This window comes from Pseudobdellovibrionaceae bacterium, from assembly GCA_023898385.1.
Taxonomy (GTDB): Bacteria; Bdellovibrionota; Bdellovibrionia; order Bdellovibrionales; family UBA1609.
The window spans coordinates 3,317,852-3,330,755 of the sequence record CP060220.1 but is presented as its reverse complement, the minus strand read 5'-3'; the positions used below and the strand labels follow the sequence as shown (position 1 = coordinate 3,330,755).

The following is a 12,904-nucleotide window of genomic DNA, read 5'->3' as shown; positions in this document are numbered from 1 at the left end:
TTAGAACCACTAGAATGGTCGAATACCCAAGAAATCCCAAGGAGTTACAAATGAACATAATTCCACTGCCTAGAAGAAGTGGTTCTCGAAAGAACCTTCTTAATATAGGACCTCAATTAAAATACGAGGAACTAACAGGTGTTTCATTTATAAATCCGTCTATCGGACATAACTTAGTTGTAAAAGTTCAAAATCAGAATCTTGATAAAGTAGAACAATGGCTAAGTTCATATACAGATGGAATCAGATTTGAATAATAGGGGCTGTTTGAGGTAGTAATACTTCACTTGGGGAGAGCATGGGTCATAAGATTTTAACGAATAAGCAGCTAAAAGAGATTGAGCAAAAGATTGATACAATTATTGCTCGCTCATCAAATGACCATGCTGTTTCTAATTATTACAACAATTCAGTAGATGACGTTCTATTGGACTCTTACATCCAAATGATTTCTAAATCTAAGAAGCAAGCTCAGATTAAAAAAATCGGTCTCAGCGTTATCGGTTAGCTCGTTTTTGTTCCCCGGTCTTACGAGGCTTGACCGATTCCGCCTGAACGCCCCCACTTGATTCCAACGAAGGCCTCCACCCAATTCCGAGTTACGCCCCCACCCGATTCCAAGTGGGGGCGTTCGGAGCTCTGCACAAGATCTGATATATAAGCCGCTTCAACAAAAGGAGGGAGAAGTGGCGCTGCAGAGGACGAGTCAGCAAATGCAAAATCAAATCAAGGAGTTATTAAGGCAAGGTCATTCCAAGCGACAAATAGCTCGGTCGCTGGGGATATGCCGGAAGACAATTAATAAGGTTTTGGCCGATGAAGGAGACCTGAAGGCACCGGTAGCTGAACCCCGGGGTGAGAGCGGCCTGTTGGATCTGGACTGGGAGAGCTTGGTGAAGCAGGCCAGCCAAGGGGTGCCAATTAAGACCCTCTGGGAGGAGCAGGATCTAAATGTGAGCTACAGAATTTTCTGGGGCGAACTTCGTAGGCGCAAACCAGCGACAAAGCCGGTGACCATAAAACTGCACCACACCCCGGGCGAGAAGGCTCAAATAGACTTCTGTGATGGCATCAATCTGGTCTGTCGAAAAACGAGCGCTATAACAAAGACCCATTTGTTTGAACTTACTTGCTGATAAGAAAGATACTCAAAAAAGAGATCTAGAGCTACATCCGCCCGACTTATCTTATGCGGGACTTACCTCTTTTGCTCTAGATTTATGGCCGCAGCTCTCAGCTCTGCAAATGGGAGCGTTCCCGCCGGGACTTCTGGCCTTCGTGTTTAAACCCGACTGCTCGTTAGTATACGTCTCAAAATCCTTGAAATTTACCGCTGGCCCCGAGGCTTGCCGACTCTCGTGTTGGAGACTTTTGGTTGGCTCCTTTCTTCAATCAACACCGCATTATTTCAGGGTCTCCCGCTAGACTAAGTATCAGAGGTCGGGTTATCAAGATAGTCGATACTCAAAGCAGACCTACTCCAATGGCTCGGTGGCCGAGCCTGGGTTGTTTTTTTACTTTTTTGACAGCAAGTAGATTCATTATCAGTTTCAGAGGCTACAGGCCACTTCAAAAAACAGGAAAAACACCAAACTTAAAGGCTAAAACGAAAAATACGAGCCATAAAAGGTAAAAATCTGCGTCAAAAATGACTGCCTTTTGATGGCGACTACATGGCGGCTTCACAAAATAGGTGCATTATTCGAGTTATACTCGCCTGCACACTCAGGGCAGGTTGTGATGTCGATGTTAAACACCCGCTTGAGCCTCTGAGCCCAAGTCATTTGTGAAGATTGCTGTGCTGGGGCAAGTGGTTCTGCTTCGGCTGTTTCTTTGTTTTTTCCGGCTTTGGTACCACAAGCTTAAGGACACAGGCCACTTCAAAAAACAGGAAAAACACCAAACTTAAAGGCTAAACCCCGACTTCTGGGACTAAATGCGTTCAATGCAACCGGTCCCAAAGGGGGTCTAGCACACTACGTTGCCCAAGGGCAACACTTTTGTTTCCTAAGCTTTACATCTTGTTAAGTGCGCAGTATATCTCTCTCCATGGAAATCAATGAGAGATACAGATCAATACTAAGACAAGAGCTGGAAAAAAGGTGCACCAAAAACAAATCCTACTCTTTAAGGTCGTTTGCAAAACTGCTTGAGGTCTCTCCTTCCCAACTGTCCAGAGTATTGGCGGGAACCAAGAATCTTTCAGTTATGAATGCCAAACGGATTGCAGAGATACTGTTCAAGAATGAGCCCCAAAAGAGCCTGTTTGTTTCTTTAGTTGAGATCAATCAAGCGAACAATGACGATCTCAAACAGCGGTTAAGCGAACAATTAAAAGAGAACAATGCTATCGATGAAAAATTTGAACTGGAACTGGAAGTTATAAAGTATATCTCAGACTGGTATCATATTGCTATTCTAGAACTGACTTACATTGTCGATGAACCACTAAGCTCATCTATTGTAGTCAAAGCGCTGGGAATTTCTGCGATACAGGCTAAGCTTGCCATGGAACGATTGGAGCGCCTGGGTTTGCTCAAGCGCAGAGATGGGCGACTGGTCAAGTCCAGAGCACATCTGCAAACACCATCGGGTATTCCCAACAAGAGCCTGCGTCAGTTTCATCAGCAAATGCTAGAAAAAGCCCAACAAGCACTGGTAGAACAAAGTGTTGATCGCAAGTATTTTAAAGGCAAGACCATGTCGATCAGTAGCGATGATTTAGGGGAAGTAAGAAGCCTCATCGATGAGGTCCTTAATAAGATATCCAAACTCGCCAACAACAGAAAAAAGAAAGACTCACTTTACCAATTAAATATTCAATTTTTTGATCTACTCTCAGGAGGAAAAAATGAAGAAGATGTTCCTGCTTACTATGTTTCTAGCGGTTAATGCTTACGCAGGTGATACTGATATGGGTAATGGAGGTGATATTGCCTATTGCACCCCCTCGTCCAGCAATAGTTTTAGTGGATATCTGTCCTTGGACTATCTCGCCACTTATAGTGAATACAACAGCAATAGTGATATTGTTGAAGTCACGAGCTGGGAAGAATCGGCACAGCGGATAAGGTCCTTTATTAAAATCTTTTATTCGAGGCAAACTCTGGCCGGTTTTGATGATTTTATCGCGACTCTCGATAATCACACTGATTATAGTATGAATCGCATTTGGCTGAGTTCCAGTGAAGACCTAGTTGATATAAAAGATGAAAACCTAATAAGACAGATTCCTCACAATTGCCGATATCAAGGTAACTCAACCAAAGCCATTCAGGCGGTCATAAGGGTAGAATCAGATGATTTCCTTACTTACTACTCCGACAAAAAGATTCTTGACGAGTTGAGAACTAAACCCCTTCAATATTCTTTTTTAGTGGTACACGAGTGGCTACGTGATTTTGCCCAAAATAGCCTTGAGATCAGAAACATCAACCGGCTGATTCATTCAGATCAGTGGGAGAAAATGCCGAGAATCGATATTCAGATCACACTTGATCGCTTCTCACAGCATCTGATCACCACTTCTTATTCAAATAACGCCCCTTCTGCTCACGTAACTGCAAATGCTTTAACAAATGCGATAAATGCAGGGAATCTAGATGAGATCAAGAAAGTCGGAGCCTTATCCAAGGGTTACATTAATCTACTGACCGTTCCTTGTGTGAGGAATGTGGAGAGCTGGTGTCGCAACAACGACTTGCAAAACTTTTTAGAGACATCCAAGAAGTATAAACTCTTCCTTCATCACGAAAAACGACCCTCGGCTTTGTTGACACCTTTTCTGTTCGCCATCATACAGGGCAACTCTGAAACAGTGAATGTTCTGGCTCCCTACGCTCTGGCAGACTACCCCATATCCCAATATCAGCGTTCATCACCTTTCTTAGAAGTTAAAGAATACGTATCTTTTGCCTTGGCATTGGGCAGAGAAGATATCGCCCAGTTGTTGGTCTCAAGAGGATTTGATTACGACCCGGAAATACCGGCTACGTACAAAGATGCCATCATCGCTGTAGGTTTCACTAAAAGTAACCTGGATGACTATTTACTCCGTATACAAAGGGAGTGGGGAATCCAATTCTCTCCGGAACAGGTTTACAGACTCGCAGTGATGAATAAATCTAGAGAAGCTCTTGAATGGGCCGTTCGTCAAAACGCATTGGTAGAAAGTGCTCCGCATGAACTAGTAGATTTCGGCAAGTATCACCTGTACGGAGGCTTTGAAACTATCACTTTCCGTCGCAGCTGTTTTGATTTTGGTGACTGCTTTAAAAAACATGATGTCAAAGGCAGTTTCATTTTTTACTTTTTAACAAGATTTGGTGTGAATGCTCTGCGCTTTCTCAAGGAAAATGGACAACTGGAACGATTTACTCGTCTGCGCTACCCCGCAATGCAAAGATATGCAGGTTCGACTCCAGGGTCAGGCGAATGGACCGATATAACCCTTAGTTTCAAGACTGTTTTAAAATATCACTTAGAAAAGAAAATTCTATCAGAACAGGAGTATGGAAAAGTCCTGGAACTATTGAAACCCACGGTGCCAGGCGATTTTTGGGGCTACGTTCAATGAGATTGAGCTTATTCTCAAATTGTCCCGAGCCCCCCTCAATCCCTGCACCAGAAAAAGAATTCGTTTAAGCCACCTAGAGCTTTTTCACATGCCGCGGAGGACCTCTTCTGCTGCGCCCTCTCGAGTGGCTTCACGAATCAGCATCACATAGCCTTCTTCTTAAAAACAGCCTTTTCGAGCTTTTTAACACGCTCGGCGGTTAGCCCAAGATTCTGTGAGTCACAAATCCTGAGTCAGGTGGCGTTAACTAGCTAACATATTTCTCTGCTCTTTTGCAAACTCCACCGGAGATTTCATCCCCAATGCTGAATGCGGGTTTATATTGTTATACTGCCAATGCCAGTCATCGATCTTTGTTCTGGCATCCTCCAAACTAAAAAATGCGTGCTCGTTAAGGCACTCATCTCGGACTCGTGAATTGAATGACTCGATAATCTGGTTGGGTTTTCGAACTCTCGTGAACTCCAACTTGATGTTGTGCTTGTACGCCCAATCGAGCATAGCTCTTGATGTAAACTCAGTGCCTTGATCCACGCGAATAACTTTGGGGTAGCTGCCACAAGCAAGATGATCCAAAAAGGCTGTGACATCGACACCACGAATAGAATGATCTACAAGTATCCCTGGCGACTCCTTGGCGAACTCATCTACGGCTGTAAGGACTTTGAGCCTTCGGCCCGACTCGATGTAGTCAAACATAAAATCAATGGCCCAGATCTCATTAGGGGCCGTTGCTTGAGTTGCAGGAAGCCTTGGGTGACCACCAAGTTTTTTTCGTTTTCTTCGGCCAATTTGTAGTCTCATCTCTCTGTAGATCCTTCGTGTGCGCTTGTGATTTACCTCAGGCATATCTCGTTTAATCATCACAAAAAGCCGTGGATGACCGAACCTTCGATGTTTTTCGACAAGCTCTTCGAACTTCTCGCGAATCGGTTCATCATTTTTAGGTTGCTCTTCGTAGTTGTATGTCGATGCGGACAGGCCCAGAAGACGACATATGCGGGTCACAGGCGTCTTGTACCTATTGACTAGGTACTTGGCCTCGGCCCGTCGTTCCCTGGGCCTCACCACTTTTTTGAGTTCACGTCCTTTAGCATGACAATGTCGAGTGCCTGGTCGGCCACGATGCGCTTAAGCTTTGCGTTCTCCGCTTCAAGCTCCTTCAAGCGCCGGGCTTCGGAGACATCCATGCCACTGAACTTTTTCTTCCAATGGTAAAGGGTCTGTTGGCTGACACCCATCTCACGACTCAAGTCTTTGGCAGTCATGCCAGCCTCAAGCTTTTTAACAGCGGCGATCGTCTGCTCTTCGGTGTATCTCTTCTTCATCTTAGTGCTCCTTATTCGGCCTCTGGCCGGGGTTATGGCGCACCATGACTCAAGATGCAAGTCTCACTGTTTTAGGGGCCAACCGCCCCAGTGGTATTAAAACGAAGAGGCTATTTACTCTTGCTGAATCAAAAAGTTAAAATACTTAAATTTATGTAAAATAACTTAGTGCTATCAATTAGTTAAGATATGTCTTGATTATCGAGACCATATATGAGAAAGTAAGATATGATTAACAAATCCAATATTACAACCTTATTCAAGGCCCTAGACGAAGCTTTAGGGCAAAAAAATGAAAAAAGAGAAATCACTGTCTTTGGCAGTGGTCCTCTCATCGCTAATGACATTATTGACCGCGCCACCGTTGACATAGATATGGTAGACCCTGCCATGGATATGGGTTTACAACTTATCGCAGCCGATGTGGGAGAAATGTTCAATCTCGATATGACTTGGCTCAATAGTGCTGGACATATATTTTCAAGAAACTTTCCCCAAGGCTGGAAGGATAGAGTAAAGGTCCACTACAAAGGTACAAACTTAGTCGTAAAGTTTTTAGACCGCAGAGATTTAATTGCTACAAAGTTCTATGCTGCTTGTCAGAGGGGGGAACAAGACATTAACGACCTTGTGGCCATTGAACCCAGTAAGAAAGAATTAAACGAAGCTAAAAAATGGATTTTAAAAAGCGAACAAGATCCAGATTGGTTTAAACATGTTGAGTACATATTAGCCGAAGTAACAAAAAGGTTAAAAACAGGAGATTAGATTTTGAATAGCGGCTCTCAAGTAACTATCATTCAAGATCTAGCTTCACTAGGCTGTGGTTTTTACTCCAATCCACCTCAGGAAGTCCCCGACCCAGAAAAAGTCATAATTAATTCTCTAAAGTTATTTTGGACAGATCATAAACTATTCACAATGTTACTATCAACCCTCACTCACCGTATCCATTCATTGATCCATGTTGAAAGGCTACTATCCTTTGCAGAAGATATATCCGATGACGAGAGAATTATATTGATGGTTATTGCGGATAAGATGGTAGATCTTGGGGATAGAAGGTTCAATTTGTTGATAACAAAATTGAAAAAAAGAGGTCTGCGAGTTTCATCTATTCCTGAGATCCACACTCAACCCTATTTTATAAAAAAGTGGGGTTTAGACCCTAACTTTCTTAAATTCAAAATCGAAGTTCCTAAATATTTTGAACAGCCTGAAAAGAAGTTCTACACTCTCAGGGGAATACTTGACAGTAACCCCTGGTTAAAAATTCGAGCCCTCGTCGGAGCAAACTACCGAGCCGATCTTATCTATCTTAAATTCTCTGGTAGAGTTAAAACTCCCACTGAAGCTTTACAAGTCTTGTCCTGCTCAAAAGCCACTGTTTATAGACTGTGGGATTCGATTTCTCTGGTAGAAAATTTAGAAAAGCTCATCGCCTAGATCACCTTTAAAGCCAAATTGATTTAAACTTTGTCTTCGACTGAATCTGAAGTCTAAGGAGGTATTTTTTAATTCTCGAATTTCAAAAACTCATCTCTTGGACCTTTTCATATTAAAAAGCCCAACAAGATTTTTAAACATTAAAATGCCTTCAAAATACATCAAAAATATCTTTATTTTCTTTTTTAAACTTCGCCGCCTTATCTGACCAAATGAAGTCATAGAAATCATCTTCCGTCTTATTTTTATATTTTTCAAAAAATCTTTTCTTATAAAGATCGTTTTTTGCCTTACCTTTAATGGAGCTGAGTTTTAACTCTTTCACCCTCTCAGGTGTTTGTAGCGTCATCAAAAACTCAAGATATTCTCTCGGAGAAATTTTATTTCCATAGTCTTTAGAATTAATTTCTCTTAAGCTCTCCATGAACTTTTCTCGTGCCTCGATACCAACACTTATAGTTGGGTTATTTGATTTTTTGTCTTGCTCATTGTTATTTTGTTTCTCATTCATTGTGAGTTTTCTCCTTATTTTTTATCAGTCTTCACTGATATTTTTGTTAACCTTCCTTGATCTTGAGATTTAATTTGGAGGTCCGCCGGAATTAACAAAATGGCCTATGAACTATTAAGGAAAATCGTGGTCGCAAAAATTCAATCGCCCTATTTCTCAGCCATTTTTGCGACCATTGCGACCAAACTCGATGAATATTTGTGCATTTCCGTGTATATCAGTAGAAGTTGCCTTGCGTTGCTCAAAAATTTGTTGTAAAAAAACTTAGTAAATTCAGTCCTTAGATGCACTGTATTGGATTTAGGGGTTTCGGAGTAGGTCGCAGGTTCGAATCCTGTCTCCCCGACCATTATGACCAAGATGACACATACATCTTACAGACACCATCAAGAACGAACCATGGAAGCAAGACGAGCGACCGAGCCCCAAGGGGGCGAGGGAGCGAAGCCTGCCGGTTCGATTCCTCATACCAAGAAATTTCCCACTCAAATCACGGATGCAACAAGAGTGATGCGAACCGAGGAGGCTAGCCTCCTGGACGGTACGAGTAGGATGGGAACGTCCCAGAAGGCCCCAACGCCACTGGGTAAAGCTTATCGCCGCCTTTGGATGGTGACATCGGGGGTGAAATTGCGATGGAAAAGTATCAGGAGGTACTCTGAGAAAGCCAAACCTATCGGCCCGAGGAACACGAACACTCTTAATGTGAGTTAATAGGAAGTTGAGTCTGTGCCCAAGCGTATGGTGGCGTGGAAGGCTACATCTTTTAGGGTGTCTGGTTGGGTGATCGTCAGGCCCCACTAACTTCGTGGAACTTAAAGCGATCACATCTTAAAGGACGGCTCCTTGCACAGAGTGCGGGCAGGTAGGATCGGATGTATGAGGATGATGTTAACTGGTGAGACCTGACTGGCAGGAGGTGGCTGGGTTGGTAAGCCACCCCACTCAAAAGCCGAACACATAAGGCAACAGAGGCCAGGGCAGGAGTCAGAGACACCCATAGTACTCAGAAGCTGGGGAAAGCCCACTACACTTCAAGGAGGATAAGGGGAAGGGGTTGTCAGGTTCAACGCAAGTTCGTTGTTCCACTCGTAGGTAAGGAGGAAAGTGAAAATGAACACAAATACCGCCCGGGCGAAGAAGCGCAAGTCCCTTCACCCGCAAACCATTCGAGTGCAACACCGACTGGCAACTCAAACAAAACAAGGGCGCAAACACTGGGATCTTTTCAGGTGGTTGTGTGACCCGTTCTTACTATGTGACGCCATACAAAGGGTGATCGATAACTCCGGCTCTGCCGGTCTCGATGGTCTGGGTGTGGAAGAACTTAAAGGTAAGGAATGGTCCTACGCCACGAAGCTTTCCAAACAGCTTAAAATGAAGACCTATCAACCAGGTCCGGTCCGCAGAGTCTACATCCCTAAAGCGGATGGCAGAGAGCGTCCCTTGGGAATACCTAACATCGAAGACCGGGTGGTGCAGACAGCTCTTCTCATTTTACTAGAGCCTATCTATGAGCAAGAGTTCCTGCCTTGCTCCTATGGGTTCCGACCGAATAGACGAGCCGTAGACTGCGCCGCAGATGTGGCAAACACGGTCTTCAAGTATCGCCACGTGCTAGATGCGGACATTGAGTCTTTCTTTGACCGCGTCTCACACAAAAAGCTCATTGGCATGCTCAAAGAGCAAATCGTCGATCCAAGAATCCTCCATCTTATCCACCAAATCCTCAAAACAGGATTTAAAGAGGTCAATAAACCCTGGCAGCCGACACCAGAAGGGACACCACAAGGTGGCCCCCTGTCGCCCCTGCTGGCCAATATTTACCTCCACTATGGATTGGATAAGAAAGTCGAGGATGTGAAAGCGCAAGGACTGGATATACATCTTTTTCGCTTCGCTGATGACTTCGTCATCGCGGCCAGAACAAAGAGGGATCTGGACCTTGCTAGTAAGTGGCTCAACTACTGGATGCGGGAAGTAAAGCTCACCCTTAAGGGATCAAAGACCACCAGGGTGAACATGAAAAACCGCAGCCGAAACCATGACGCCAAATTTACCTTCCTTGGGTTTAAGTTCCACTTAAGAGCATTCCGTGACAACCCCAAGCGTTTTTGGGTGGCCAGACAGCCCTCGGAGAAAGCCCGTAAGCAACTGCATCAGGCCTTGAGGGAAAAGCTTTTGCCCCACCACACTCTGGAGCAGGCTCGCAAGCTAGCAAAGGAGATATGGCTGGGCTGGGCCAACTACTTTAGGTACAGCAATGCCAATCGGGTATTTTACCGCGAGGTCAGGTCTGTTCACAAAGCTTTGGTGCGATACCTCAGACGCAAGTACCGCCAGCAACGACGTCCAGTGGCTTGGCGCAGGCTATGGCCACTATTGCGAAGTTTGAAGATCGGATTTCGCCCTGTTAGAGTCATTCCAGATTTAGTTCGCCAGAAACAAGTCCAAATACACTTGTTTTAAGTTGAAAGAGCCGGATGCATTCAACGTGCACGTCCGGTTCGGTGAGGGCTGGGGCTTCGCGCCCTGGCTACTCGGTTTTACGACCGCCGTCGTTAAAGAAAACCATCAACCATAATCAACGACAAGTTTCTCACTAACGTTTTGGTATCCATGAAGTAATTAGGGTAACTAATCTCAAGTTTCTTAATATCACCTGCATTTACAAGAACAACATTCATATCTTTATTCTTATAGTATTTCTTCTCTAACTCTAAATACGCTGCCTCTGCTGCCTCAATCTCATTTGCTGCGAAGGTTGTTACTGTAGTTTTATTTTCTATTGAATCCAGCAATACCAAGCCATAATTGCCTCGTCGACCTTTTGTGACTCTCAATTCCTCAGCGGTATATATTTCTGTGTATATATTTAATTGCTCGATAGCCCTAAGTTTTTGAATCAGTTCTTTTGTTTGCTTTAAAAGCTTAGCCTTTGAAAAGCTCTTATGTTTTTTAAGCACAGGTGTACCCTCTTTGATGGCAAAAACAGAGCTAAGCAGAGCGAAAAGCTCCAACCATTTCTTATCACCATACCCCGATTTAAAAGAAGTACTTTGTAGTGTACCAAATACTTCTACCCCTGTTGCCCATATATGTTGGAGATGTGAACGAACTTGTATTTCTAAAAACAAGCTTGGTGACTTATCCATTTTGTAAACAAGATGCACACTTCTATATCCATCATCCTTGGGCCTCTCTATATAATCATTCATCGAAAACAAAGTCTGTCTTGTTTTTGAAAACCTATATAACTCCACCAATTCATAAACTTCAGCTATTGTATCGAAGACTACTCTTAAACCACCTATATCCTGCATGGCAGATAGTCTCATCGACTTATGTGTTTTTAATTTGAGTAAAATTGAGGGTGTCCGTTTTAATCTCTGTGCAACAATAGCATTACCATGCTTACTGATTTTTTTTGCCCTTGCACGCAATATTTTTGCCGAGGCTTCTAATGAGGCGACATGGTAAGCCCGCCAATTAGATAGCACTTCAAAAGATTCATTTAAACTTTGTTTGTTTATCTCTTTTTTACTTTTCAATATTTCGCCAGCTTTATCAATTCTACTTTTACTGAAGCGAATGCGAACTGGATTCACAAAAATACTACCTTTTTAGAAGTTAATATCCTGTAAGTAATTGAAATTATATAAGTGTATATTAAATCTAATGTTTTTCAAGATAACTTACAAAAACTATTACTTTTTGATGGTTAATGTCTTTTAACCCATTGAAATTACATAATACAGAAAAAAATGAACATTAAATATCTCTGCTCATCTGGTTTGGGACCCGAGGGTCGTAGGTTCGAATCCTGCCACCCATGTGTCGGGTCGTTCATTCAAAGGTCCGTACCGGACACATAGGCGGTTGGCCCCGTTCTAATTTTTGGGAATTAAATTTCTAAAACACCGGAAATCGTCCGAGATTCATACCCCGGACCAAATACGGACATTTTCAAATCCCTTTGCCTTTATAAAGACTTAACCGCTTCTCTGGCCCCCACACGAAAACTGGACCGGACCTTGCTCATAGGCCCCAGTGAAACAATTGTTCAGATTTTTAAGTTGAATAAATCCAAATGAACCGGAGGATGAGATGACAAAAACAAAAATGATAGGCGTGGTGCTCAGTTTGGCAATAGGCCATAACCTAGCTTTTGCGGGAGCCACAACTAGCGGTCGCTGCCAAGATGTAAAAAATGCGGATACTTTGGACCAACCCACTGCGCGTGAGCGAGTGAAATGGGCCTTTAAATGTTACCCTTATCTACGGGGCTCAATGCCAGATAAAGCGGCGATACTTATCGATGCCCAAAGTGGAAACCACCTTGAAGGCTACCCCGTTTTTGGCGAAGTGGATGAAAATGGCAAAGTCACCAAAGTCTGGCAAGCACCAGTGACAGAAGATGCGCCATGTACTGATGCGCAAAAATATGGATTTTTAGGATTCTGTGCGGCTGGCTGCTACACCCCCGACCAAATGATCTTATTTTCTGATGGGCCCCATGCCATTCGTCAAGCCCAGCAATCAAGCAGACAAGATATCGTCACACTTAGCCCAGTAGCCAGTCTTGATAACTTGGATTACCAAGTGTCTCAGCTGAAGTCCTACACTGTGGATATTAAAGAATATGAACAGCACATTTTAAGAATCACGACTCTCACCGGCGGCGAACTAAAAGTAACTCTAAACCACCCTCTTGTGGATTCAGAAGGAGTTATGCGAAAAGCCAAAGACCTTAAAGTCGGCGAAGCGCTTGTTCGTGAAGACGGTGAATTTGATGCCATCCAATCGATCGAAAAAATCGCCTATGACGGCAAGGTTTACAACGTGGAAATGAATGACACTGAAACCAACAATAACATCGTAGTGGCTCAAGGTTTTTTAAACGGCTCCGTTCACTATCAAAATGCGGGAGCTAAAGAAATCAATCGCGTCGCCCTACGTGCAGGCAACGTGATCCCCACCTCCCTTGTCGAATAACTTTTTAATGGGAGGAGATCGCCTCTTCCCATTATTTGATTTGGAGAA

The 12,904-nt window shown here is 43.6% G+C and carries 13 protein-coding genes and 1 pseudogene; 9 read left to right on the top strand and 5 right to left on the bottom strand.

What is annotated here, in order from left to right:
- Nucleotides 1–50 precede the first annotated feature (50 nt).
- From H6626_15290 to H6626_15280, 3 genes are all read left to right on the top strand, one after another.
- Entirely contained in the window at nt 51–257 is a 207-nt protein-coding gene (locus tag H6626_15290) for a hypothetical protein (GenBank protein USN47516.1), read from the top strand.
- Between the two features lie 41 nt (nt 258–298).
- Entirely contained in the window at nt 299–508 is a 210-nt protein-coding gene (locus H6626_15285) for a hypothetical protein (GenBank protein USN47515.1), read from the top strand.
- 178 nt (nt 509–686) lie between these two features.
- The gene (locus H6626_15280; protein ID USN47514.1) at nt 687–1,136 is read left to right on the top strand and encodes a helix-turn-helix domain-containing protein; all 450 of its coding nucleotides are present in this window, start codon (nt 687–689) and stop codon (nt 1,134–1,136) included.
- A gap of 594 nt (nt 1,137–1,730) precedes the next feature.
- Here H6626_15280 and H6626_15275 read toward each other — a convergent pair.
- Nucleotides 1,731–1,817: pseudogene (locus tag H6626_15275) on the bottom strand (IS91 family transposase).
- A gap of 232 nt (nt 1,818–2,049) precedes the next feature.
- Between H6626_15275 and H6626_15270 the strand changes: the two are divergent.
- Complete coding sequence (locus tag H6626_15270; protein USN47513.1) at nt 2,050–2,892, top strand: TIGR02147 family protein; 843 nt, start codon at nt 2,050–2,052, stop codon at nt 2,890–2,892.
- Nucleotides 2,852–4,576: a hypothetical protein gene (locus H6626_15265; GenBank protein ID USN47512.1), complete on the top strand. Its 1,725-nt coding sequence runs from the start codon at nt 2,852–2,854 to the stop codon at nt 4,574–4,576. The genes H6626_15270 and H6626_15265 overlap by 41 nt, the downstream gene beginning before the upstream one ends.
- 243 nt (nt 4,577–4,819) lie before the next feature.
- On the opposite strand, the gene H6626_15260 is transcribed toward H6626_15265, so the two are convergent.
- The gene (locus tag H6626_15260; GenBank protein USN47511.1) at nt 4,820–5,647 is read right to left on the bottom strand and encodes an IS3 family transposase; all 828 of its coding nucleotides are present in this window, start codon (nt 5,645–5,647) and stop codon (nt 4,820–4,822) included.
- Nucleotides 5,641–5,904 carry a transposase gene (locus H6626_15255; GenBank protein USN47510.1) on the bottom strand — a complete coding sequence of 88 codons (264 nt, stop codon included), beginning with the start codon at nt 5,902–5,904 and terminating at the stop codon, nt 5,641–5,643. The genes H6626_15260 and H6626_15255 overlap by 7 nt, the downstream gene beginning before the upstream one ends.
- 228 nt (nt 5,905–6,132) lie before the next feature.
- Between H6626_15255 and H6626_15250 the strand changes: the two genes are divergently transcribed.
- Both H6626_15250 and H6626_15245 read left to right on the top strand, forming a co-directional pair.
- Nucleotides 6,133–6,672 carry a hypothetical protein gene (locus H6626_15250; protein USN47509.1) on the top strand — a complete coding sequence of 180 codons (540 nt, stop codon included), beginning with the start codon at nt 6,133–6,135 and terminating at the stop codon, nt 6,670–6,672.
- Between the two features lie 3 nt (nt 6,673–6,675).
- Complete coding sequence (locus H6626_15245) at nt 6,676–7,350, top strand: hypothetical protein (protein USN47508.1); 675 nt, start codon at nt 6,676–6,678, stop codon at nt 7,348–7,350.
- A gap of 151 nt (nt 7,351–7,501) precedes the next feature.
- Here H6626_15245 and H6626_15240 read toward each other — a convergent pair whose 3' ends face one another.
- On the bottom strand, nt 7,502–7,861 hold the full coding sequence (locus tag H6626_15240) for a hypothetical protein (GenBank protein USN47507.1): 360 nt from the start codon (nt 7,859–7,861) through the stop codon (nt 7,502–7,504).
- A gap of 1,113 nt (nt 7,862–8,974) precedes the next feature.
- On the opposite strand from H6626_15240, the gene ltrA reads away from it, so the two are divergent.
- Nucleotides 8,975–10,330, top strand: a complete 1,356-nt coding sequence (ltrA, locus tag H6626_15235; GenBank protein USN47506.1) for a group II intron reverse transcriptase/maturase — start codon at nt 8,975–8,977, stop codon at nt 10,328–10,330.
- A gap of 92 nt (nt 10,331–10,422) precedes the next feature.
- Here the strand turns inward: ltrA and H6626_15230 are convergent, their stop codons facing one another.
- Complete coding sequence (locus H6626_15230; protein USN47505.1) at nt 10,423–11,469, bottom strand: RelA/SpoT domain-containing protein; 1,047 nt, start codon at nt 11,467–11,469, stop codon at nt 10,423–10,425.
- 499 nt (nt 11,470–11,968) lie between these two features.
- Between H6626_15230 and H6626_15225 the strand changes: the two genes are divergently transcribed.
- Entirely contained in the window at nt 11,969–12,856 is an 888-nt protein-coding gene (locus H6626_15225) for a hypothetical protein (protein ID USN47504.1), read from the top strand.
- The last annotated feature ends 48 nt before the right edge of the window (nt 12,857–12,904 follow it).